This is a genomic window from Gordonia prachuapensis (genome assembly GCF_036350515.1).
Lineage (GTDB): Bacteria > Actinomycetota > Actinomycetes > Mycobacteriales > Mycobacteriaceae > Gordonia > Gordonia prachuapensis.
This window is the reverse complement of record NZ_JAZDUE010000026.1, coordinates 18,826-42,056: the sequence shown is the minus strand read 5'-3', so window position 1 is coordinate 42,056 and position 23,231 is coordinate 18,826. Positions and strand designations below refer to the sequence as shown.

Annotated in this window: 23 protein-coding genes; 8 read left to right on the top strand and 15 right to left on the bottom strand. The window is 66.6% G+C overall.

The window, feature by feature from the left end; translation table 11 throughout:
* Positions 1 to 32: 32 nt before the first annotated feature.
* The 6 genes from pheS to infC form a co-directional block, all read right to left on the bottom strand.
* On the bottom strand, positions 33 to 1,094 hold the full coding sequence (pheS, locus tag V1Y59_RS22675) for a phenylalanine--tRNA ligase subunit alpha (protein WP_330507297.1): 1,062 nt from the start codon (positions 1,092 to 1,094) through the stop codon (positions 33 to 35).
* A gap of 100 nt (positions 1,095 to 1,194) precedes the next feature.
* Positions 1,195 to 2,520 (bottom strand): acyltransferase family protein, encoded by a 1,326-nt coding sequence (locus tag V1Y59_RS22670; RefSeq protein WP_330507296.1) that lies wholly within the window; start codon positions 2,518 to 2,520, stop codon positions 1,195 to 1,197.
* 176 nt (positions 2,521 to 2,696) lie between these two features.
* Positions 2,697 to 3,494, bottom strand: coding sequence for a TrmH family RNA methyltransferase (locus tag V1Y59_RS22665; protein WP_330507295.1), 798 nt, complete (start codon positions 3,492 to 3,494; stop codon positions 2,697 to 2,699).
* Positions 3,495 to 3,523: 29 nt separating this feature from the next.
* A complete protein-coding gene (gene rplT, locus V1Y59_RS22660) occupies positions 3,524 to 3,904 on the bottom strand; it encodes a 50S ribosomal protein L20 (RefSeq protein WP_330434919.1) in 381 nt (126 codons plus the stop codon).
* Positions 3,905 to 3,967: 63 nt separating this feature from the next.
* Positions 3,968 to 4,162 (bottom strand): 50S ribosomal protein L35, encoded by a 195-nt coding sequence (gene rpmI, locus V1Y59_RS22655; RefSeq protein WP_330434917.1) that lies wholly within the window; start codon positions 4,160 to 4,162, stop codon positions 3,968 to 3,970.
* 105 nt (positions 4,163 to 4,267) lie between these two features.
* Positions 4,268 to 4,903 carry a translation initiation factor IF-3 gene (gene infC / locus V1Y59_RS22650; protein WP_330434988.1) on the bottom strand — a complete coding sequence of 212 codons (636 nt, stop codon included), beginning with the start codon at positions 4,901 to 4,903 and terminating at the stop codon, positions 4,268 to 4,270.
* Between the two features lie 254 nt (positions 4,904 to 5,157).
* On the opposite strand from infC, the gene V1Y59_RS22645 reads away from it, so the two are divergent.
* Positions 5,158 to 5,583 carry a DUF1844 domain-containing protein gene (locus V1Y59_RS22645; RefSeq protein WP_330507294.1) on the top strand — a complete coding sequence of 142 codons (426 nt, stop codon included), beginning with the start codon at positions 5,158 to 5,160 and terminating at the stop codon, positions 5,581 to 5,583.
* A 25-nt stretch (positions 5,584 to 5,608) separates the two neighbouring features.
* On the top strand, positions 5,609 to 5,923 hold the full coding sequence (locus V1Y59_RS22640; protein ID WP_330507293.1) for a PspA domain-containing protein: 315 nt from the start codon (positions 5,609 to 5,611) through the stop codon (positions 5,921 to 5,923).
* Between the two features lie 50 nt (positions 5,924 to 5,973).
* Here V1Y59_RS22640 and V1Y59_RS22635 read toward each other — a convergent pair whose 3' ends face one another.
* The gene (locus V1Y59_RS22635) at positions 5,974 to 6,591 is read right to left on the bottom strand and encodes a TetR/AcrR family transcriptional regulator (RefSeq protein WP_330507292.1); all 618 of its coding nucleotides are present in this window, start codon (positions 6,589 to 6,591) and stop codon (positions 5,974 to 5,976) included.
* A gap of 70 nt (positions 6,592 to 6,661) precedes the next feature.
* On the opposite strand from V1Y59_RS22635, the gene V1Y59_RS22630 reads away from it, so the two are divergent.
* Entirely contained in the window at positions 6,662 to 7,330 is a 669-nt protein-coding gene (locus V1Y59_RS22630) for a hypothetical protein (RefSeq protein WP_330507291.1), read from the top strand.
* An 83-nt stretch (positions 7,331 to 7,413) separates the two neighbouring features.
* Here the strand turns inward: V1Y59_RS22630 and uvrA are convergent, their stop codons facing one another.
* Positions 7,414 to 10,296 (bottom strand): excinuclease ABC subunit UvrA, encoded by a 2,883-nt coding sequence (gene uvrA / locus V1Y59_RS22625; protein WP_330507290.1) that lies wholly within the window; start codon positions 10,294 to 10,296, stop codon positions 7,414 to 7,416.
* A gap of 228 nt (positions 10,297 to 10,524) precedes the next feature.
* Between uvrA and V1Y59_RS22620 the strand changes: the two genes are divergently transcribed.
* Positions 10,525 to 11,208 (top strand): MBL fold metallo-hydrolase, encoded by a 684-nt coding sequence (locus tag V1Y59_RS22620; RefSeq protein ID WP_330507289.1) that lies wholly within the window; start codon positions 10,525 to 10,527, stop codon positions 11,206 to 11,208.
* 348 nt (positions 11,209 to 11,556) lie between these two features.
* On the opposite strand, the gene V1Y59_RS22615 is transcribed toward V1Y59_RS22620, so the two are convergent.
* Positions 11,557 to 11,904, bottom strand: a complete 348-nt coding sequence (locus V1Y59_RS22615) for a hypothetical protein (protein WP_330507288.1) — start codon at positions 11,902 to 11,904, stop codon at positions 11,557 to 11,559.
* 244 nt (positions 11,905 to 12,148) lie between these two features.
* Here V1Y59_RS22615 and V1Y59_RS22610 point away from each other — a divergent pair, with 244 nt between their 5' ends.
* The 3 genes from V1Y59_RS22610 to V1Y59_RS22600 are packed head-to-tail and all read left to right on the top strand — an operon-like array spanning position 12,149 to position 16,358.
* The gene (locus V1Y59_RS22610; protein WP_330507287.1) at positions 12,149 to 13,330 is read left to right on the top strand and encodes a DoxX family protein; all 1,182 of its coding nucleotides are present in this window, start codon (positions 12,149 to 12,151) and stop codon (positions 13,328 to 13,330) included.
* Between the two features lie 44 nt (positions 13,331 to 13,374).
* Positions 13,375 to 14,058: a hypothetical protein gene (locus tag V1Y59_RS22605; RefSeq protein ID WP_330507286.1), complete on the top strand. Its 684-nt coding sequence runs from the start codon at positions 13,375 to 13,377 to the stop codon at positions 14,056 to 14,058.
* Positions 14,055 to 16,358, top strand: coding sequence for a HelD family protein (locus V1Y59_RS22600; RefSeq protein WP_330507285.1), 2,304 nt, complete (start codon positions 14,055 to 14,057; stop codon positions 16,356 to 16,358). The genes V1Y59_RS22605 and V1Y59_RS22600 overlap by 4 nt, the downstream gene beginning before the upstream one ends.
* Positions 16,359 to 16,385: 27 nt before the next feature.
* Here V1Y59_RS22600 and V1Y59_RS22595 read toward each other — a convergent pair whose 3' ends face one another.
* Both V1Y59_RS22595 and uvrB read right to left on the bottom strand, forming a co-directional pair.
* The gene (locus V1Y59_RS22595; RefSeq protein WP_330434896.1) at positions 16,386 to 16,829 is read right to left on the bottom strand and encodes a universal stress protein; all 444 of its coding nucleotides are present in this window, start codon (positions 16,827 to 16,829) and stop codon (positions 16,386 to 16,388) included.
* 129 nt (positions 16,830 to 16,958) lie between these two features.
* Positions 16,959 to 19,115: an excinuclease ABC subunit UvrB gene (gene uvrB, locus V1Y59_RS22590; RefSeq protein ID WP_330507284.1), complete on the bottom strand. Its 2,157-nt coding sequence runs from the start codon at positions 19,113 to 19,115 to the stop codon at positions 16,959 to 16,961.
* Between the two features lie 200 nt (positions 19,116 to 19,315).
* Here uvrB and V1Y59_RS22585 point away from each other — a divergent pair, with 200 nt between their 5' ends.
* Positions 19,316 to 19,849 carry a ribonuclease FAU-1 family protein gene (locus V1Y59_RS22585; RefSeq protein WP_330507283.1) on the top strand — a complete coding sequence of 178 codons (534 nt, stop codon included), beginning with the start codon at positions 19,316 to 19,318 and terminating at the stop codon, positions 19,847 to 19,849.
* 4 nt (positions 19,850 to 19,853) lie between these two features.
* Here the strand turns inward: V1Y59_RS22585 and V1Y59_RS22580 are convergent, their stop codons facing one another.
* From V1Y59_RS22580 to coaE, 4 genes are all read right to left on the bottom strand, one after another.
* On the bottom strand, positions 19,854 to 20,324 hold the full coding sequence (locus V1Y59_RS22580; RefSeq protein ID WP_330507282.1) for a hypothetical protein: 471 nt from the start codon (positions 20,322 to 20,324) through the stop codon (positions 19,854 to 19,856).
* A 199-nt stretch (positions 20,325 to 20,523) separates the two neighbouring features.
* Positions 20,524 to 21,072: a hypothetical protein gene (locus V1Y59_RS22575; protein ID WP_330507281.1), complete on the bottom strand. Its 549-nt coding sequence runs from the start codon at positions 21,070 to 21,072 to the stop codon at positions 20,524 to 20,526.
* A 136-nt stretch (positions 21,073 to 21,208) separates the two neighbouring features.
* Complete coding sequence (locus tag V1Y59_RS22570; protein ID WP_330507280.1) at positions 21,209 to 21,634, bottom strand: hypothetical protein; 426 nt, start codon at positions 21,632 to 21,634, stop codon at positions 21,209 to 21,211.
* 357 nt (positions 21,635 to 21,991) lie between these two features.
* Positions 21,992 to 23,176, bottom strand: coding sequence for a dephospho-CoA kinase (coaE, locus tag V1Y59_RS22565; RefSeq protein ID WP_330507279.1), 1,185 nt, complete (start codon positions 23,174 to 23,176; stop codon positions 21,992 to 21,994).
* Between the last annotated feature and the right edge of the window lie 55 nt (positions 23,177 to 23,231).

The window sequence follows — 23,231 nt, the reverse complement described above, 5'->3', positions numbered from 1 at the left end:
ATACGGGATTGCGGGAGTGGGCATGTCGGCGGTCAGACCGCCGGGCCGAACGGGACGGTGAATCGGATGTCACCCTCGACCATGTCGCGCATGTCGGAGATGTCATTGCGGAACTGCAGCGTGCGCTCCAACCCCATGCCGAAGGCGAAGCCGGAGTACACGTCCGGGTCGATTCCACTGGCCCGCAGGACATTCGGGTTCACCATGCCGCAGCCACCCCATTCGACCCAGCCGGGTCCGCCCTTCTTGCCGGGGAACCAGACGTCGACCTCGGCGGAGGGCTCGGTGAACGGGAAGTAGCTGGCCCGCATGCGGGTGGTGGTCTCCGGCCCGAACAGTGCCCGGGCGAACACCTCGAGGGTGCCGCGCAGGTTCGCCAGGGTGAGACCCTTGTCGACAGCCAGTCCTTCGATCTGGTGGAAGACCGGGGTGTGCGTGGCGTCGAGTTCGTCGGTGCGGAAGGTCCGGCCCGGACACGCGACGTAGATCGGCAGGTCGCGAGAGAGCATCGACCGCACCTGCACCGGCGAGGTGTGGGTGCGCAGCACCTGACGGGATCCCTCGGGCGCGATGTAGAACGTGTCCTGCATCGAGCGGGCCGGGTGGTCCGGGAGGAAGTTGAGGGCGTCGAAATTGTGGTGCTCGGTCTCGACCTCCGGTCCCTCGGCGATCTCCCAGCCCATACCGACGAAGACGTCGGCGACCTGTTCGGCGATCACCGTGATCGGGTGGCGGGCGCCGATCCGGCGGCGTGCGCTCGGCAGGGTGACGTCGACGGATTCGGCGACGAGGACCGCGGCGTCGCGCTCGGCGTGCAGCGTTGCGGTGCGCACGTCGAGCGCCGCGCTGACCCGTCCGCGCACCTCGTTGACGAGCTTGCCCGCCGCGGATCGCTGATCCTTCGGAAGGCTGCCGAGGGCGCGGCGCGCCAGCGCGATCGGTGAGCGGTCGCCGAGATGCGCGGTCTTGGCCTGCGCGAGGTCGTCGAGGTCACCGGCCGCATCGAAGGCCGCGACGGCGGCCGCGGCTGCGGCGTCGAGTTCCTGCGGTTCGGGGAACCGGATCTGTGGGGCGTCGTCGGCGGGGGTGGCCACGGTCGGCGGTCTCCTCGGTTGAAAACAGGCGTCTAGGTGCGGCTACAACAGTAGACGAGCGCATCCCGACACCACGGCGCAGGTTGACCGCAGGTACTGCTCAGGGCGCCGATCGAACTGCCACCGATCTCGCGATGACGGCGCCGCCGACCGACAGGCCGGCCCAGACGAGCCCGTCGCCGAGTAGCCCGTCGCGTGCCATCATCAGTGTCGCGACACCGGTGACGACGAGCGCCGCGACGACGACGCGGTCGCGGGCACGGCCGGCGTTCCGGCCGACCGGGCCGTCCCACCACAGCAACTCGCGGTTCTCCAACGGGGACAGTGCCGCCACGACCGGGACCATCAGCGCGAGCAGCACAACGGTCTGCGTGCCGACGACCACCGCGAACAACACCGGGTCCTGACCCGGGTCACGAGACAGACCGATCAGCTCGCCGGCGCCGATGAGGAGGGCCAGTACCGGCAGATGCCACAGATACAGGGTCATCGCACCGCGGTTTCCGACGGCCACCCACCACCACACCCGTGCGCGCCCCACCATCGAGGCGAGCACCCGGGCCGCTGCGATGGCGATGCCGCACAGCACGATCGCGTGCCCGGCGAGCAACAGGCTCGGCGGATTCATGTTCGACAGTTCCTGCCCCGGCACCGTGACCAACGACACCTCATACGGCCCCGCCGCCACCAACATGATGTCGAGAACGAGGAACACCGCGGCGCCCGACGCTGCTGCGATCGGCGTCACCAAGCGTTTGGCGTATGCCACACCCAGGATCGCCGGAATCGACCACACCGTCAGGAACGAGACGTAGCCGATCCCCTGCCAGCCGGTCGACAGCCTCACGACGTCGACCGCGGCCGTCGCGCCCCACGCAAGGCCGAGCGCCCCCACGACGTGCCGCTGGGTCGAGATGCGCTGCAGCCCCGGCACGACCGCGAGCACGAGCAGATAGGCGCCGAGAAACCACAACAGCTGAACACCGAGCCGGGCCACAACGTCGGCGACCGCGTCGGCACCGAGAGCGACGGCGACGAGGGCCGTGCCGGCCACCGCGAGCAGATACCAGAACACCGGCCGCAGCAAGCGTTGCGCCCGCGTGAGCAGCCAATGCCCGGTGGATGTCGTGGGTCTCGAGGAGAGCCCATAGGTTGCCGCGGCTGCGCCGGCGAAGAAGAACAGCGGCAGGACCTGCAGTAACCAGGTGACCGCCTGCAGCATCGGGATGTCGGCGAGCAGATTGCCCAGCACGATGCCCTCCGGCTCGACGGCAACCGTGAGCATCACCGAATGGCCGGCGATGACGACCACGAGCGACGTCAACCGGATCAGGTCGATCACCCGGTCGCGGTCGCCGGTGAGGGCGTCGAGATCGGACACCGAAGGCAGTGTTCTGCGGCGCGCGGGGGCGCTGTTGCTGGTCATGGCGCCAAGCCTCGCGTGTTCGGCCCGTTCGGGCCTGAGCACAACTACGCAGATCTGATGGGCAAATCCCCGCCGACCGAACGGCTGCCCGTCGACGCGAACGCGCACCGTCCAACCATCCGCGCTGGTTGCTGCCTGCGCGCATGGTTGGAGGGTGCGCGTCTGCTCGCTGCCTGTTATGCCTCGCTGTGCCGGCGCGCACTCGCGTACAGGCAGATGGCTGCTGCCGCAGCCAGATTCAGGCTCTCCGCTCGACCTCGGATGGGGATGGCGACACGCTTGTCGGCGCCGGCGGCGACGTCGTCGGGCAACCCGTGCGCCTCGTTACCGAACAGCCATGCGGTCCGGTCGGAGAGGACGTCGTCGGCATCGTCGAGGGAGAGTTCGCCGTCGGCGGCCGTGGCCAAGAGGGTGATCCCGGCCGCCCTGATGGCCTGCAGCCCGGCGGCGACGTCCCGGTGCCGGACCACCGGAACGTGGAAGAGGCTGCCCGCGGAGGCCCGTACGCACTTCGCGTTGTGCGGATCGACCGCGTCGCCGAGCAGGATCATCGCGTCGGCGCCCATCGCGTCGGCGCAGCGGATGAGGGTGCCCAGATTGCCGGGCTCCCGCGGCTCGACCGCGATCGAGAGCAGCCATGGCTCGTTCTCGAGTACCGAGGACAGCGGCCGGTCGAGGAGCTCACAGATCGCGAAGATCCCGGGTGCCGTGGTCGACTCGGACAGCTTCGCCACTGCACGTTCGGAGAGCACCTCGACTGCGACGTCGGACGCGCGCGCCTCGTCGAGCACCGATGCGTGCCGCGACAGGTCGGCCTCCCGGACGAGCAGGCGCTGCGCTCGGCCGGTCTCCAATGCTGCGGTCACCGAGTTGGGCCCCTCGACGAGGAACCGCCCTTCGGCACGGCGGACCGTCGCGCGGTGCAGTTTTGCATACGACACGACCCGCGACGAACGTTCGGAGAGAACTTCCATCGCGGGTCGTGTGCGGTCTGATCCGTCGATCAGGCGGCCGGGGCGTTGATGTCGCCCGGCAGCGCCTTGCGGGCCACCTCGACCAGGCCGGTGAAGGCCTCCGGGTCGGTGACGGCGATGTCGGCGAGGACCTTGCGGTCCACCTCGACACCGGCAGCCTTGAGGCCCTGGATGAAGCGGTTGTAGGTGATGTCGTTGGCGCGGGCCGCGGCGTTGATACGCGCGATCCACAGCTTGCGGAACTCACCCTTGCGAGCGCGGCGGTCCCGGTAGGCGTAGGTCATCGAGTGGAGCTGCTGCTCCTTCGCCTTGCGGTACAGGCGCGAACGCTGCCCGCGGTAGCCCTTCGATGCCTCGAGGGTCGAACGACGCTTCTTCTGGGCGTTCACCGCCCTTTTCACGCGTGCCATGTGTCAGTCCTTTGTTCGTCAGATGTCAGTGGTCGACCGTCGCCGGGGGTGTCCCGGTGGGGGTCACTTGTTCAGCAGTCGCTTGATGCGCGGGGCGTCGTTCTCGCTCACGACGGTGGTGCCGTCGAGACGGCGGGTGCGCCGCGACGACTTGTGCTCCAACAGGTGGCGGCGGTTGGCCTTCTGGCGAACGATCTTGCCGCTGCCGGTGACCTTGAATCGCTTCGCGGTGCCCTTGTGGGTCTTGCTTTTCGGCATGTTCTTCCTTCATTCGGGCGAGCGAGTGCACACCCGTGGGTCGGACGGGCGTGCGTCTCGCGCGCTGGTGGTCAGTTGCGCCGGTCGGGCGGTGTGCCGTTCCGGTTACTGGCTTGTCTGTTCGTCTCTGGCGGCAGTCTTGCCGCCGCGATCGCGGCTCTGCTGCTGCGCCTTCTGGCGGGTCTTCGCGCCCTTGTGCGGTGCCAACACCATGGTCATGTTGCGGCCGTCCTGCTTGGCCGAGGTCTCGATGAATCCGTAGTCGGCGACGTCGTTTCCGAGGCGCTGCAGCAACCGGAATCCCAGTTCGGGGCGGGACTGTTCGCGGCCGCGGAACATGATGGTCACCTTCACCTTGGACCCTGCTTCGAGGAACCGGATGACGTGACCCTTCTTGGTCTCGTAATCGTGGTCGTCGATCTTCGGGCGGAGCTTCTGCTCCTTGATGACGGTCATCTGCTGGTTGCGACGCGATTCGCGCTGCTTCTGGGCGGCTTCGTACTTGAACTTGCCGTAGTCCATGATCTTGCACACGGGTGGCCGTGCGTCGGGCGCGACCTCGACCAGGTCCAGGTCGGCCTCGTAGGCCAAGCGAAGCGCATCTTCAACACGCACGATGCCCACCTGCTCCGAGTTCGGTCCGACGAGTCGGACCTCTGGGACGCGGATGCGCTCGTTGATGCGGGTCTCAGTGCTGATGGGGCCTCCTTGATCAGTTCTTCTCTGGTGACCGCCAGGAATTGTGACTGGGTGGCAGGGGGCCGCTCTCAGCAGAAGAGCCCCGGGACGCTGATGGCATCCGCAGGGCTCCGTTACCGACCGGTTCGCCGACACACATGTCGAACCGACATGTCCGCGCTGCTCAGGGCGTCGCGACTGTCGGCGTGAACCGGACCGTCCAACTGCGGTGAACCCGCGTCGTGACGGTGGGAGCGGAACTCCACTTGCGACCCCGGCGCAAACCGGGGCGGTCGTACTGTGGGAGTCTAACAGCCATGACCGAGAACTCCTATTCGTCACCTGCGCAGATGCCCGATACGGGTGCCGCGGCCGGCGATGACGGAGTGCCCGGTCTGGAGCAGACCGATATGGACAACATTCGCGATCTCGGCGATATTCCGGCGATCGAGGTCATCACCAGGGCGATCGTGATGTTGATGAGTGCGTCGGCGGAGAAGCTCGGTCTGGCCGAGGGCGCGACCGACGACGATATCGACCTCGACGAGGCACGCCGTCTGATCACCGCCCTCGCCGGCCTGGTCGACGCATCGCGGCCCGACCTCGGCGTGCATGCTGCGCCCATCCGGGACGGACTCAAGCAGCTCCAACTGGCCTTCCGTGACGCCAGCGCATACCCGGACGAGCCGGGCGAAGGTCCCGGCGAGAAGTACACCGGCCCGGTCCGAGATCGTCGCCGCTGACCTCGCGCCGACGTACGCTGGAAGAGTGACCAGCCAGACACCGCAGGACCCCGATCCGAACGTCGTCGAGGGTGAGATCGTGCCCGATCCGACGTCGCAGAGCGCGTCGACGCCACCGGGGTACATCCCGCCGGTCACCGACCCCCATTACTCCGAGACCGGCATCCCCACCTTCGACTTCGTCCGCGACAAGATCGAGAACCGGATCTCCACCGCGATCGGCAGCGAAGAACTCGCGCATGCGAGCCCGGAAGGCCAGAAGGTCGACGAGATGATGCGCAAACGCGACGAGGCGGCTCGCAAGAAGCTCGAGGAGATCCGCAAGTCGATGGGCAAGTAGCCCGTCGTCCGGCCATCCTCGGATTCGACCGTGGCCCGGCACCGGCCTCGTCAGTCCGCCAACAGTTCCCGGGCGACCATGTCCGCGGTCCATTCGGCGATGCGGCCAGTCGACCACCCGCGCACCGCGAGGTGGTCCCAGAGTTCGAAGCTCATTGCCAGTGAGCACACGTCAAGCGCCTCTTGCAGCGTGAGACCGGCGCGCAACGCACCCGGCGGCCACGCCGAGACCACGCGCCGTCGTCCGGCGTCACCACGGGACAAGCCCTCCCGGTAGGCGTCGGCGAGCTCCGGACTGGTGCGCGCGCCTTCATGCAAGATCCGCACAAGGTCGGCCGCCCGCTCGTACATGCGCGCCTCGAATTGCACCATCGCGTCGATCTGGCGGCGTGGACTCTCCGCAGCCGACAATTCGGCGACGAGGGTCGCGACATCCGCCTCGTCGTCGGCGGTGTCGGTCAACGCCATCGCCAACCCGGCCTTGTTGCCGAACACGGCGTACACAGTCGGTTCGGCGACCCCGGCCGCCTTCGCAATCGACTTGAGTGTGGTGCCATTCCAGCCCCCCTCGGCGAAGAGTTGCCGCGCAGCAGCGATCAGACGTGCCCTTGTCTCGGCCGCCTGCGCGGCCCGCGTCGGCGATTTGTATGACCGTTTCCCTTGCGCCATTCAGATGACCCCATCTATATTCATTGAGTCTTACTCATCCAATTCTACTCACACCCATCCGGGAGTCCTCATGCGGAACATCAATCGTGCCGGTATCGGCTTGGCCGTCGGCGGACTCCTCGTCTGCATCGGTGGACCCATGCATCCCAAGGGATCGATGGATTCACTTGATGCACACATGATCACGATGCTGGAGAGCCCGGTGTGGGTGGTGTCGCACGTCATCGCGATGGTCGGAACGGTCCTGATCGCGGTGTCGCTGATCGTCTTGTCCCGGTCGCTCGAGCCCCGCACGCTTCGACCGTTCGTCGCGGTGACGGCGGTCGGTGCGAGCCTTGCCGCGGTCGAGTACCTCCCCCACATCCTGGCGGTCACCGAACTGGATCAGCTGCGTGCCGGTGAACATGCGCCGATCACCCAGACCCACGAGCTGATCGCCGCATTGTCGGGTCCGGTCTTCGGGTTCGGCACCGCCCTGCTGGCCGTGGCCTTCGCCGTGACGGCCACCCGTCGGCGACCGCTCTGGTGGGTGATCGCGATCCCTGCCGTCCTCGGGGGCGCGGCCGCGGGTTCGGCGGTTCCGTTCGTGCTCGTCACCCGCGATGTCGACATGACCGTGTTGTTCCCCGGCGTGGCCGGGATGGCGATCTGGTTCGTGGTCGTCGGCATCGTCCTCGCGCGTCGCAGCGACAAGGCCACCACCCCGCCGCCGGTCCAGGCGGACCTGGCCGTGGCCTGACCGCCAAAGTTCTTCCGCCAGAAATCATTTCATCCCCCAGATACTTGCGAGGAAGAACGGATTTCCGGGGGAAGAACGCCAGGCTAGCCTGCCGAGGCGACCGACTGGTCGACGTCGAGGATGTTCGCCAGGAACTTGCCGGTGTGACTCATCGGTTCGAGCGCGATGTCCTCGGGGGTGCCCTCGGCGACCACGAGACCACCGCCGGTACCGCCCTCGGGTCCCATGTCGATGATCCAGTCGGCGGTCTTGATGACGTCGAGGTTGTGCTCGATGACGATGACGGTGTTGCCCTTGTCGACCAGGCCGTTGATGACGGCGAGCAGCTTCTTGATGTCCTCGAAATGCAGTCCCGTGGTGGGCTCGTCGAGGATGTACACCGTCCGACCGGTCGACCGTTTCTGCAGCTCGGCCGCGAGCTTCACGCGCTGCGCCTCACCGCCCGACAAGGTCGGCGCGGGCTGGCCGAGCCGCACATACCCGAGCCCGACGTCGACGAGGGTCTTGAGATACCGATGGATCGACGTCACCGGTTCGAAGAACTCGGCCGCCTCCTCGATCGGCATGTCCAGCACCTCGGAGATGGTCTTTCCCTTGTAGTGCACCTCGAGCGTCTCGCGGTTGTAGCGCGCGCCGTGGCACACCTCGCACGGGACGTACACGTCTGGGAGGAAGTTCATCTCGATCTTGATCGTGCCCTCGCCGGTGCACGCCTCGCACCGGCCGCCCTTGACGTTGAACGAGAACCTGCCCGGCTGATAGCCCCGAACCTTCGCCTCGGTGGTCGCCGCGAACAAGGTACGGATCTTATCGAACACACCCGTGTAGGTCGCCGGGTTCGACCGCGGGGTACGACCGATCGGCGACTGATCGACCTGCACCAGCTTGTCGAGCTGATCGAGACCCTTCACCCGGGTGTGGCGGCCCGGCACCTGTCGCGCGCCGTTGAGTTTGTTGGCCAACACGGTGGCGAGGATGTCGTTGACCAGCGTGGACTTGCCCGAACCGGACACCCCGGTCACCGCGGTCAGCACGCCGAGCGGGAACCCGACCTCGATCCCCCGCAGATTGTGCTCCCGCGCACCGACGACGGTCAGCTGCTTCTTGCGCGAGATCGGCCGACGGATCGCCGGGATCGGCAGTTCGTCACGACCGGCCAGGTAGGCGCCCGTCAACGACCGCCGGTTCTTCAGCAGATCCTTGTAGCTACCGCTGTGCACCACCTCACCGCCGTGCTCACCGGCCCGCGGACCGATGTCGACGATCCAGTCGGCCGACCGGATGGTGTCCTCGTCGTGCTCGACGACGATCAGCGTGTTGCCCAGATCCCGGAGGCGCGTGAGGGTTTCGATGAGGCGACGGTTGTCGCGCTGATGCAGCCCGATGGACGGCTCGTCCAGGACGTACAGCACGCCGGCGAGCCCCGAACCGATCTGCGTCGCCAGCCGGATGCGCTGCGCCTCACCGCCCGACAACGATCCCGCGGCGCGTGCCAGCGACAGGTATTCCAGCCCGACGTCGAGCAGGAAGGTGATGCGTGCCTGCACCTCCTTGAGCACGCGGCCGGCAATCGCCGCCTGCCGTTCGTCGAGCTTGAGGCCGTTCAGGTAGTCGGCGCATTCGGCCACCGACAGCGCACACACCTGCGCGATCGACATTGCGCCGTATGTCGGATGGTCGAGAGTGACCGACAGGATCTCCGGCCGCAGCCGCGCACCCTGACACGCCGGGCACGGGACATCGCGCATGTATCCCTCGTAGCGCTCCTTCATCTGCTCCGACTCGGTCTGGTCCATCCGGCGGGCGAGGAACGACAGGACGCCCTCGAACTCGGTGTAGTAGGACCGGGTGCGGCCGTAGCGATTGCGGAACTTGACGTGCACCTGGTGATCGCTGCCGTTGAGGATCGCGTTGCGCGCCTTCGCCGGCAGCTTCTTCCACGGCGTGTCCACGGAGAAGCCCATCTGGTCGGCGAGACCGCCCATCAAGCGCAGGAAGTAGTCGGCGTTGTGGCCGCCGGACCAGGGCGCGATCGCACCGTCGGACAGCGACAGCTCCGGGTCCGGGACGACGAGTTCCTCGTCGACCTCTTTGCGAATGCCGAGGCCGTCGCATTCCGGGCATGCACCGTAGGGCGAGTTGAACGAGAACGACCGCGGTTCGAGGTCGTCGATGGCGATGGGATGACCGTTGGGGCAGGCCATACGTTCGGAGAAACGTCGTTCGCGGTGCGGGTCGTCCTCCTCGAGGTCCACGAAATCGAGGACCACGATGCCGTCGGCCAGGCGCAGGGCGGTCTCGATGGAGTCGGTGAGTCGCTGCTTGGCGGTCGGCTTCACCGCCAGCCGGTCGACGACGACCTCGATGTCGTGCTTCTCCTGCTTCTTGAGCTTGGGCGGATCGGTCAGCTGGTGAACCACACCGTCGATGCGCGCGCGGGAGAAGCCCTGCGTCTGCAGCTCGGCGAACAGGTCGACGAACTCGCCCTTGCGAGTGCGGACCACCGGGGCGAGTACCTGGAAACGGACACCCGCTTCCATCTCGAGCACCTGGTCGACGATCTGCTGGGGGGTCTGCTTGGCGATCAGCTCACCGCACTCCGGGCAGTGAGCACGGCCGGCGCGGGCGTAGAGCAGGCGGAGGTAGTCGTAGACCTCGGTGATGGTGCCGACGGTCGAGCGGGGGTTCCGGTTGGTCGACTTCTGGTCGATCGACACCGCCGGCGACAGGCCTTCGATGAAGTCGACGTCCGGCTTGTCCATCTGCCCGAGGAACTGGCGGGCGTAGGCCGACAACGATTCGACGTAGCGTCGCTGCCCTTCGGCGAAGATGGTGTCGAAGGCGAGCGATGACTTCCCCGATCCCGACAACCCGGTGAAGACGATCAAGCTGTCGCGCGGTAGATCGACGTCGATCCCACGTAGGTTGTGTTCTCGGGCGCCGCGCACGATCAGACGGTCAACCACTGGCAAATCCTCGTTCGTTTCGCTGTCCGGCTGACGCCGGGATGCTGGCAGGTGAGCAGTGTGGATGCGTTCGGCCGACTGGGCTGGACCGCTCCGCGCGAACCTTATCGACGGACTCCGACAACTCTGATGCAGAGCACACGAGATCGTCGCGACGGCCGTCGACCACTGCTCCACGATACTCGCGCTCAGTGACCGACGATCGTCGCCAATCGCTAGCCTGGCGTCATGAGCACTCAGGACGTCACGATCACCGACACCTACACCGGCGATCTCTCGGAGTCGCCGAACCCGCAGCGCCGGACCCTCGACACGGCGACGATCGTGAAGATGTCGGTCGGGCCGATGGACAACAACGTCTACGTCGTCACCTGCAGCAACACCGGCAAGCAGCTCATCATCGACGCCGCGAACGACGGCGATCGGGTGCTCGCGCTCGTGGACCTGCTTCCGGGCGAACCGGCCATGATCTTCACCACCCACCAGCACCCCGACCACTGGCAGGCGCTGGAGCAGGTCGCCGGGAAACTCGGCGTCCCCACCGCGACGGGGCGTCTCGACGCCGACCCGCTCCCGGTCACACCGGATCGATTGATCGACGACGGCGACACCATCGACGTGGGAGACCTCACGTTCGACGCGATCCATCTGGTCGGCCACACACCCGGATCCATTGCCCTCGCACTGCGCGACGGGGACACGGTGCATCTGTTCACCGGGGACTGCCTGTTCCCCGGCGGCGTCGGCAAGACCTGGCAACCCGGGGACTTCGACGCCCTCCTCGCGGACGTGACGTCGAAGCTCTTCGACCGCTACCCCGATTCGACGGTCGTCTATCCCGGCCACGGCACCGACACCACGCTCGGCACCGAACGCCCGGCGCTCACCGAGTGGCGCGAGCGGGGCTGGTAGTCCCGGGGGCGAACGGCCGGGACACCTGGCCTGACCGAGACCGTTTGCTACTCGTCGGCGATACCTACGACGGCTGGTCTCGTCGCGAGGAGTGACTGTTCAGATACTCGTCGACTGCACGTCTGAGCACTTCACTCGGCGTGGTTCGGGTGTCCTCCGCGTAATCCGCCAGCCGTGCATCGAGTGCGGAGGGTAGTCGCACCGTTCGTGAGGTGGTATCTCGTCGCTCTCCCACCGGCGGTCGGCCCATCTTCAGCGTGGCACCGACCTCGAAGGGCCCGGACACCTTGTACTCACCCCTCTCGACCGCATCGGCCATGCGTTCGTAATCGCGCGGATTCCTCGAAGTCATCTCTGGTCACCCTCCTTCTCATCTGAGATCGTGTCGACTGACGGGCGTTGCCCGCCGCATTCGCCACACAGGTCGATGACACCGCCCGATGCGACAAGAAGTTCAGTTGCGACACGTTGGGTCAACAACATCGCGTGAAAGACCTCCCAGCTGTCGCCGTCTCGATCCTCGGCGGCGACTTCGATCCACGGCTCGTTGTCAATCCGACCCACAAACATGTAGGTGTCGGCGTCCTCGAACTCGGTCGTGATCGCGTACCGAATGAGCGGATACGCGATCGTCGCCCTAATCTCATCGTCGGTGATGCCATGCCGATGTGCCGATTCGTAGACATTCACCTGCACAACAAAAGCGTAAGACACTTTTAGCCTCGCTGCCAGTGTGGATTGCACATGTATCCGGCACCGACACCACACTCGGCGCCGAACGTCCCGCGCTCACCGAGTGGCGCGAGCGGGGCTGGTGACGGTTCGCGAAGCCCGCGAACAGGGCATCTGCGGGCTCCGGCGGTGACCGGTAACCTCGATAAGGTTCACCGCTCAAGCCCGTGGGGGTGAGCGTCCGCGTCATGTCACGAGGAGGCCGTCAGTGTTGATCCGCCGAATTGCCCGACCCATGCTCGCCACCGCGTTCGTTGCCTCCGGCATCGACGCCTTGCGAAGTCCCAAAGCCAAGGCGGAGACAGCGCGTGGTTTCGTCGACAAGTCTGTCGAGGCGCTGCCCGACGACGTCACGACCAAGGTCCCCACGGACCCCGAGACCCTCGTCCGCATCAATGGTGCCGTGCAGGTCGGCGGCGGAATCCTGTTGGCAACGGGGAAGTTTCCCCGCATCGCCGCCCTTGCTCTCGCCGGCTCCACGGTTCCGACGACGATCGCCGGCCACGCCTTCTGGGAGGAGACCGACCCGGAGCGACGCGCCCAGCAGAAGGTCCAGTTCTTCAAGAACGTGAGTCTCGTCGGCGGACTTCTGATCGCCGCGGTCGACACCGAGGGCAAACCATCGCTGGCATGGCGCGGTCGCCGTAAGGCCGCCGATGCCAGTCACGCCATCGCGGCCGCCATCCCGATCGGCGCCGCAACGTCCGGATCGACCTGGGAGGCACTGGCCGAACGCTCCCAGGAGGGCGCGCACGCGATCGGTGAACGTTCGGCGGAGGCCGCTGAGGTGATCAAGAACCGGGCACCCGAGATCGCCGATGCTGCGCGGGAATACTCCAGCGAGGCAGCCGAAGTCATCAAGCACCGAGCACCTGAGATCGCCGAGGCCGCGCGCGGCTATTCCACCGAGGCAGCCGACTACGTCCGGCATCGTGCGCCAGAGTTGGCCCAGGCCGCGCAGAAGCGCTCCGCGGACTTCGCCGAGGCCGCGCAGAAGCGCTCGGCCGATTTCGCCGACGCCGCCCAGAAGCAGTCCGACAAGGCCGGGAAGGCATCCAAGGCTGCGCAGAAGCGGACCGACAAGGCCGCCAAGGTCGCCCAGAAGCAGACCAAGACCGCGCAGAAGCAGGCCAAGGTCGCGCAAAAGCGGGCCGAGGAACTGGCCGCCGAGGCGCAGAAGCGCTCGAGCAAGGCCGCCGACCGCATCAAGGATCGTGCGCCCGAACTGGCCGACGCTGCCCGGGAGCGGTCCACCGATGCCGCGGAGCGGTTCAAGAACCGCGCCCCGGATCTGGTCGACGACGTCAACGCCCTCGCCGATACCGCACGCACCAAGGCCGCCGAAAGCGCCGAGGAGGGCCGACGTCGCTGGCGAGAGGTCCGCTCATAGCTCCTGCATCCGATACCCACCGGTCGGGTGCCCCGGATCGTCGCATGACACCCGTCCTCCCCGCCCACGACTATCCGTGGACGGCATCGGATCCTGTCGAGGATCTGACGCCGAGGCCGGAGACGATCGAGGGGCGCCGACTGGTGATCGGTGTGGGTTCCAACGCGTCCGCGGACGTCATGCGCGCCAAACTGGCGACCGTGGCCACCGGGGAGCCGGGGCCGCCGATGATGCGGGTGTCGTTGGCACACCTCGCAGTCGGGCACTCCGCCCACGTCTCGGCCCGCGGCTACGTTCCCGCTGCCCCCTACCGCGCTCCTGGTGAGATTCTGGACGCCGTCGGCGCATGGCTCACCGAGGAGGAGGCGACGATGCTCGACCACACCGAGCCGAACTACAGCCGGATCGCGCTGTCGGCGGACGATTATCCGTTCTTCTCGGCCGACAGCGCCCCGGACACCTTCTCGCTGTACGCATCGCGTCATGGTGTGCTCACCGATCCGGATTCGACCACACCGGTCCCACTCGGATCGCAGGCCCAGGTCATCGAGTGGCTTGCCGCCCGTCTGCCCGACCGTGCCCTGCACGGATCGGCAGACGCGGTGTGCCGGCGGCTCGGCGAGCCGCGGATCGGGGCGCGGGTGTCGGCGTCGATGCTGTCGGCCGGCCTGGCCCGACCGTCGGGCCTTCCTTCCCCCGAGCACGAGACAGGACCCTTGTCACGGTGAGTTCGACAGAGACCGACGTCGACACCCGCATCACCGAGGAACAGGAACACCTCGACCTCGTGTATGCGCGCCTCGACCGTATGCGCGCCAACACCCGCCGCCGCCTGTCGTCGACGTTGCGGGAGAGCGGCGGCACCCCGCAGGCCCGCTCGGAACGCGAGTCCTACGAGCGGATGTACACCGAGGATCTCGCGAAGTTCGATGCGGCCGAACACAATCTGTACTTCGGTCGGCTCGACCTTGAGGACGGTGAAGTCCGACGGATCGGCCGCATCGGCGTCCTCGACGACGACGACGCCGACACCACTCTGCTGTTGGACTGGCGGGCTCCGCTGTCCCGGCCGTTCTATCTCGCGACGCCTGCCGCACCCGAGGACGTCGATCGCCGACGGCACGTCCGCACCCGGAGCCGACGGGTCCGCGAGGTCAACGACGAGTACCTCACCCTCGGTGACGCATCGTCCGATGCCGTCGGCCATGGCGACGTGGTGAACGAGAACGCTCTGGTGGCGGCATTGAACGCGGCGCGCACTGGCGAGATGACCGACATCGTCGAAACCATCCAGCGCGAGCAGGATCTGATCATCCGCTCGACACATCGCGGCGTGACCGTGATCCAGGGCGGGCCGGGCACCGGCAAGACCGCGGTCGCGCTCCACCGGGCCGCGTACCTGCTCTACACCCACCGAGACATCCTGTCGCGCAGCGGAATCCTCATCATCGGACCGAACGACGACTTCCTCACCTACATCGGCCAGGTGCTGCCGTCGCTGGGTGAGTCGGGGGTGCTGCTCTCGACGATCGGCGACCTCTTTCCGGGCGTGCACGCCACCGCTGACGAGGATCGGCAGGCCGCCGCGATCAAGGGCGACCTCCGGATGGTCGATCTCCTGAAACGGGCAGTGCGCGCCCGACAGTCGTTGCCGAAGCGTCCCGAGCCGGTGGAGTTCGACACGTATCAGGTGATGATCGACTCCGAGCTGATCAAGGAGGCCCGCGCCAAGGCCCGCAGCACCCGCAAGGCGCACAACCTGGCCCAGCCGGCGTTCGTGCGCGCGGCCCTCGACGGTCTGGCGCGTGCGCACGCCCGCACCATCGGGTCGAGTCTGCTCGACGGGTCCCAGCTGTTGAGTGGCGCCGACATCGCCGACATCCGCGACGAGATGGGTCAGGATCCGGAGATCCGGCGGGCGCTGCTGCGTTTCTGGCCGACGCTGCGCCCTCAGGAGATGTTGCGCGACCTCTACGCCGACCCGGCCGCGGTGCGCAAGGCCAGTCCCGGCTGGTCCGATGTTGATCGTGCTGCGCTACAGCGTGATCCGAATGCCCGACAGGATGGCAGCGACTTCTCCCCCGCCGATGTCCCGTTGCTGGACGAGCTCGCCGAGCTGATCGGCTACGGCACCGACGACGCCGAACGCGCCGAACGGGAACGCTGGCGTCGGCAGCTCGCGGACGCGCAGGATGCACTGGACATCCTCACCGGATCGGCACCTCAGGATCTCGAGGACGAGCTCGATCCGGAGATCCTGATGGCCTATGACCTCATCGACGCCGAGCAGCTCGCCGCACGGCAGACGGAGACGCAGCGGCTGACCACGGCCGAACGCGCCCACGGCGACCGGAACTGGGCCTTCGGCCACGTCATCGTCGACGAGGCGCAGGAACTGTCGGCGATGGCCTGGCGGATGGTGATGCGTCGCATCCCGAACCGGTGGATGACGATCATCGGTGATACGGCGCAGACGGGTGATCTCGCCGGTACCCGCTCCTGGGGTGACGTATTGAGCCCGTATGTCGCCGAACGGTGGCAGTTGCGTGAGCTGACGGTGAACTACCGGACGCCGGCGGAGATCATGACGTTCGCGACACGGGTGCTGAGCAGGATCAGCCCGACGATGTCGTCGCCGACATCGTTGCGGAGCAACGGCATCGAGCCGGTGGCCGTGCGCGCCGATCCGGCCACCCGCGCGAAGGTCACGCTGCGGGCCGCAACGCGCCCGGACCTCGCCGGGTTGACCGCTGTCATCGTCCCGCACCGCCACTATGCGGAGATGTTGTCGGCCGTTGCCGACATCGATTCGCCGCCACGGATTCTCACGGTGAGCGCCTGCAAGGGCTTGGAGTTCGACAACACCGTGGTCGTCGAGCCCGCGGCCATCGTCGCCGACTCTCCGCTGGGGTATTCGGATCTGTACGTCGCCCTCACCCGCGCGACGCAGCGTCTCACCGTGATCCACTCTGACGACCTGCCCGATGAACTGGCGGATATGACGAGCGAAGCCCCCGACGCCTGGTGAGACGTCGAGGGCTTCGGACTCGGACGGTCAGGTCGTGTGCACGATGAGAACGTCGCACGCCGATTTGCGTGCCACGTCCGCGGGCACCGAGCCGAGCAAGCGGCCGGCGATCGAGTTCAGGCCCCGGTTGCCGACGACGAGCAGGTCGGCCTTCGAGTCGGTGACCAGTTGGAGCAACGCGTCCACCGGCGCGCCCTTGATCGAGCGCGGGTCGACGTTGGCCGCTCCCGCCTTGACGGCCCGTTCCTTGGCCGTACGCAGGATCTCCTCGGTCGGCGAGGAACCCATCACCTGGTAGGCCTCGTCCTTGAGGACATCGGCGGCGCCACCGGCGCCGCGGTCATTCGGAAAGTAGGCACAAGCGATCACCAGCGACGCCGAGTCACCGGCGATTGCCCCCGCGCGATCGACCGCCTTGAGCGATGACTCGGAGCCATCGGTGCCGACGACGATCGTCTGATATGCGCTCATCCATCCTCCACGTGTCAGTCCGCCCCGACATTGACGAGGCAGGTGTCATCCCCACACTGTAGAACCCCTGATCCGGCAGACTAGTTCGAGTCGGACCGGTTTGTCCGCTGTTCGTGGGGATCGGCACATTTACTTGATCCCGGCGGCGTCCATTCCGCGCAATTCCTTCTTCAGGTCCGCTATCTCGTCACGTAACCGGCCGGCCAACTCGAACTGGAGGTCGCGGGCCGCCGACATCATCTGATCGGTCAGCTGCGACACCAGGTCGGCCAGCTCGGCACGCGGCATCGCCGACGTGTCGCGTTTCTCGATGACGCCTGCGCTGCCCGCCTTGGACACCTCGCCCTGGGCGCGTCGGCCGCGACTGGCGTTTCGACCGGACCCGCCCACCTTGACGGCCTCGTCCTCGGCCTCCCGATACACCTGATCGAGGATGTCGGCGATCTTCTTGCGCAACGGTTTCGGGTCGATGCCCATCTCCGTGTTGTAGGCGATCTGCTTCTCGCGACGGCGTTCGGTCTCGTCGATCGCGTTACGCATCGAGTCGGTGATGGTGTCGGCGTACATGTGCACCTGACCGGACACGTTGCGAGCTGCACGACCGATCGTCTGGATCAGCGACGTCGTCGACCGCAGGAAGCCTTCCTTGTCCGCGTCGAGGATCGCCACCAGCGACACCTCGGGCAGGTCCAGACCCTCGCGGAGCAGGTTGATGCCGACCAGCACGTCGTACTCGCCGGACCGCAACTGCCGGAGCAACTCCACCCGGCGCAACGTGTCGACCTCGGAGTGTAGATAGCGGACACGGATCCCCAACTCCAGCAGGTAGTCGGTGAGGTCCTCGGCCATCTTCTTGGTGAGGGTGGTGACCAGTACACGCTCGTCGCGCTCGGTCCGTTCCCGGATCTCGTGGACGAGGTCGTCGATCTGCCCCTTCGTCGGTTTCACGATCACCTCGGGATCGATGAGACCGGTCGGGCGGATGACCTGTTCGACGAACTCGCCGTTGGACTGGCCGAGTTCGTAGGGGCCGGGGGTGGCCGACAGATAGACGGTCTGCCCGATGCGGTCGACGAACTCGTCCCAGGTGAGCGGCCGGTTGTCGACAGCCGAGGGCAGGCGGAAGCCGTAGTCGACGAGGTTGCGCTTACGGGACATGTCGCCCTCGTACATGCCGCCGATCTGCGGCACCGTCACGTGTGATTCGTCGATGACGAGCAGGAAGTCTTCGGGGAAGTAGTCGATAAGGGTTGCCGGCGCACTTCCCGCGGCACGCCCGTCGATGTGGCGCGAGTAGTTCTCGATGCCGGAGCAGAAGCCGACCTGACGCATCATCTCCAGGTCGTAGCTGGTGCGCATCCGCAGCCGCTGCGCTTCGAGAAGCTTGCCCTTGCCCTCGAGTTCGGCGAGGCGCGCCTCGAGTTCCTCCTCGATGCTCGTCATCGCCCGTTCCATCCGCTCCGGACCGGCGACGTAATGGGTGGCCGGGAAGATCCGCAGCGAATCGACCTGGCGCACAACGTCTCCGGTGAGTGGATGCAGATAGTAGAGAGATTCGACCTCGTCGCCGAAGAACTCGATCCGGACCGCGAGTTCCTCGTAGGACGGGATGATCTCCACCGTGTCGCCGCGCACCCGGAAGCTGCCGCGGGTGAACGCGGTGTCGTTGCGGGTGTACTGGACGTCGACGAGCAGCCTCAGCAGCGCATCGCGGTCGATCTCCTGGCCGATACCGACCTCAACGGAACGGTCGAGATAGGACTGCGGTGTGCCGAGGCCGTAGATGCACGATACGGACGCGACCACCACGACGTCGCGGCGCGACAGCAGGCTGGACGTCGCCGAGTGCCGGAGCCGTTCGACGTCGTCGTTGATCGACGAGTCCTTCTCGATGTAGGTGTCCGTCTGGGCGATGTACGCCTCGGGTTGGTAGTAGTCGTAGTACGAGACGAAGTACTCGACGGCGTTGTTGGGGAGCATCTCCCGCAGTTCGTTGGCGAGCTGCGCCGCGAGGGTCTTGTTGGGGGCCATCACCAGAGTGGGACGCTGGATCTTCTCGATCAGCCAGGCGGTGGTCGCGGATTTGCCGGTGCCGGTGGCGCCGAGCAGGACGATGTCCTTCTCCCCCGCGGTGATACGTCGCTCGAGGTCGGTGATCGCGGTGGGCTGGTCTCCGGCAGGCTCGTATTCGCTGACGACCTGGAAGTTCCCCTCGGTGCGCTCGATCTCCCCGATGGGCCGGAACTCGGAATGCGCGAGGACCGGGCGTTCTGCTGCAAAAGCCATAGTGCCAGGGTAAACGCGGGCTGTGACAAGTATGTTCCGTCGCGCCTTGTCCCACCTAGACTTCGGTACCGCGGGCCGAGGCTGTTCGCGCGGGTCTGTTCGGCTCACGCGGGCTGTCGACAGCTCGCGTGAGCCGAGCAGAGCCGCGGCAAGGTCGCACGTGCGCCACCCAGGTCCGGAGCAGCTATTACTGTTCGGCTATGGCCGACTCCGCACACCCGCCGAAACGTGAGACCTTCGACGTGCCGGCCATGACGAACACCGACAACAAGGGCTTCGTGCGTCCGGTGGAGCGCTATGAGGTCACCGAGCGCGGGCTGTACATGTCGCGCACCGCCGACCATCCACGGTTCTCGCACCTGGAATCGTGGTTGCTGCCGACGCTGGGCCTGCGGGCCAACATCTTCCACTACCAGGGCGGCTATCGCGACGGACAGCGGTTGTACCTGGACGTGGGACGGTTCCACGGGCCGGACGAGCATGGCCGATGGCACGCAGAGGATTGGTATCTCGACCTGGTCGACGTGCCCGGCGAACCGCTACAGCTCCTCGACGTCGACGAACTGTTCGACGCCCGCGTGGCCGGCCTGCTGGGCGGTGCCGAATGCGAGGAGGCGGTCGCCATCGCGATGCGCGCGCTGGTCGGGGCAGCCGAACACGGCCACGACGTGCAGGCGTGGCTGGATGAATCAGCCGGCGGGCCGGTCTTCTTCCTCGACCGACCCGTCCGCTGAAGCGTCAGTAGATCGGGAAGACGAAGCAGTTCCCGGCGCGGATGAAGTCGGGCAGTTGGACACCGGTGCCGACCATCACGGTCCGCTTCTTGGTCACCCCGTCGAGCGTGGCGGTGAGAACGGTGCGTCCGGGCGTCGTGGGCCGCCAGACCGGGCGCATCGCGACTGCCGTCGGCTTCGCGTTGTAGATGGTCGTCGTCTGGCCGTTGATGGTCGACGTGATCTTGAGGTTCGACTTCGCCTTGCGCGGACTGTGCACGATGACGTCGAGCTTGTAGGCGCAGCCGGCGCCGTAGATGTTGTAGTTCATCGAACCGCTGGCCGACGACCCGTACCCGGCGGGTGTGTCGATGGCGATTCCCTGTAGTGCCGCGTCGGCCGGCCCTGCGGCTCCCATTCCCGCCGCCGTGACCGCACTGAAGGCGATTGCTCCCGCGACGACCCGCATCCGATTCCGACTACCCCGACCGGCCATGACCTGCTCCACTTCTCACGACTTCCCTGTCTTTCGCACCCCAGACGGGGCTGCGAAGGGAAACGTTAGCAGCGTCAAACATGAAATATGACACATTTGGAGACATTCGTTGTCGGATCAGCAGGTCACACCAAAAAGGGCGTCGCTGACCAAGTCAGCGACGCCCTTTCGGTTCAGCTCGGTTCGAGCCCGTGAGTACTCAGAACGGGAGTACCACGCAGGAGTCAGCGAACGGCAGGTCGAAATCGACCGATCCAAGTGTCGCCGCGGGAACCTGAATACCGGTCCCCGTAACGTTGTAAGTGTCCGACATCACGTATGCAGTCCAGGTCGCGGGAGCAGATTCATCTCCGGGGGTCATTGGATCGTCCTCGACGGCTGGGGTGAGCTGTTGACGCGCGCCAATCTGATATGCCCCTGTCGCTCCCGGCGTCCAGTCGACGGAGGCCACGTTCTGGGTCGCCGTTTCCGTGCCGAGGTCCTCAACGGCATTGGTCGATCCGCCGACCACCTCGAAGAGCTCGAACTGAACGGGCGCCCCTGGATTGTTGTCGTTGACAGTAGCCTCCACCGTGTACCCACAGCCCGCGCCGTACGAGCCCGAGCTGAGCGCGTACCCGGATGGGGAGGTGATTTCCACTCCGGTCACCGCGGCGTTCGCCGGCGCAGCCATGAGAAGGCCTGCTGCTCCGACACCGATGAATGCCACTCCGGCGCCGACTGCACGGCGGGTCTTGCTTACAGCCATGTGCTGCTCCTTGTTCGTTGTTTTCCGATCACGATCCCCGCGATTGCGATCCGGAATCGTTATGTCACAGTCTTGTCGCGACGGCAACCTCTAGGGACTCCGGCCGACGACTCGCCGCGACGAATTCACTTAGCGGTCAGACCGGCAGCGTGAAGCAGAGGCTTCCGGTGAAGACGCCCATCGCGACGTCTAGCTCCAAAGGCGTGTGATACCAGGTGCCGCCCTGGCCCGCCCGCACTGTGTACTCGCCCGGGAGGAAGAACGTGTGCAGGAGGGTGGCCGTCCCGTCTTCCTGCGGCTCGACAGTCCTGGACGTAGGCGGGAGGTTGCCGCCCGTTATCTCGAATGTGACGTCCCCGGGCCCATCGACCTCGGCAACGAGCCCGATCGGGCATTGCGTCGCGATGACGTCGCTGGAGATGTAGTTGTTCAGGTTCGTGGGCGCGGGCCTCAAATCGGTCACGGCGGCGCCCGCGGGTGCCGCATTCACCGCCCCGGCAACTCCGGCAACAGCCATCGCGCAGGCCGCGACCGCCGCCTTCCCCCTGGTCTTCAGAACCATGACGACTCCCTTGGCTAGAACTGATCGGCTTCACGCTAGCAAAGCGTGGTCCGGATCACAGCCCCCGAAAACAGACTCGTTCCGCGGAGCGTCAGAGTTCATCCGAATGTGCGAACGCCCTTCGATACGCTCGCTCGTTCCTCGCTCGCTACTCAGGGGACGGGTAAACGCTCGCTCGTTCCTCGCTCGCTACTCAGGGGGGCGGGTAAACGCTCGCTCGTTCCTCGCTCGCTACTCAGGGAACGGAGGACAGCCGCAGGGACCGAACTGTCGCGAGTTCGTTTCCGTCACCGCGAGTCATATTTGTCTCGCGGCGTCGGAAAGGCACTCGCGGAGTCGGCGGGTCAAGAGTAGGCGTCAGCGGTTGAGCTTCCACTCCGCGATCCGCCGGTAGGCGTCGTCGAACCACGGCTCCTTGGCCGAGACGTAACGCCCGAGATCGCCGTCGGCGTCGGACATCGCCTGCAGCTTGACCTTCGCGTACTCGTCGCGCGCCGCCTCGTCGGCGCGTAGCCAGTCGCGAAAGTCCAGCGCGAACTGCTGTCCGGGCGAGCCTGCGACCCGCAGGTGAACGTTGACCGGCCGTGCGGGATCGGCCGAACCGTGCAGCCGCTTGCCCCAGAGCCCGGCGTCGACGGATCCGGTCGCCGGGTCTGCCTTGGGACGGTCGCCGTCAATTCCGCCGAGACGGGGAAAGCCACCGTCGGCGAGGGTGTCGACCAACGCGTCGGCGATGTCGAGGTCCGCGACGGTGACCTGGAGGTCGATGGTGGGCTTCGCGGCGAGACCGGGAATGGCGGTGGAACCGATGTGGTCGACGGCCGATGCCTTGTCCCCGACGATGGCCCACAATCTGTTCACCAGCCGGGCGCCCTCGGCCTCCCAGCCCGGGTTGGGATCAGCCAGCGTGAGGGGACCTCGCACGACGGTCCGTGACCGGATGTTCTGTTCGAACGGGATCAGCCGGTCATCCCACAGCCCGGCAGCGGCCGCGGCGAGGTCGTCCGGTGTGCCCGAGTTGTCCAGCCAGACATCGGCCACCGCGCGTCGCTGTTCATCGGTCGCCTGCGCGGCGATGCGGGCGCGCGCGTCGGCCTCCGGCATCCCGCGCGCCGACGTCAACCGCTGGACGCGGGTCTCGGCGTCTGCGTGCACGATCACGACGAGGTGGAAGAAGGGCGCCATGTTGCCCTCCACCAGCAGTGGGATGTCCTGGACGACGATCGCGTCGCCGGGCGCTGCGTCGAGCATCTCCTGCGTCCGCTTCCCCACGAGCGGATGTGTGATCGAGTTGAGCTTCTGACGGCTGTCGTCGTCGACGAAGGCCTTGGCGGCCAAGGCGGGACGATCGAGGCTGCCGTCGTCGGCGAGGATGTCGTCGCCGAAGGCCTCGACCAACGCGGCCAACCCCGGTGTCCCCGGTTCGACGACCTCGCGGGCGATCTTGTCGGCGTCGATGTGGTATCCGCCGCGGTCGATGAAGGTCTTCGCCACTGTCGATTTGCCGGCCCCGATGCCGCCGGACAGCCCCAGTCTGATCACGTCCTCAGTCTCGCAAATCGCCGGCAAGCGCGTTCTCGCCACCTCGTTCCGTTCC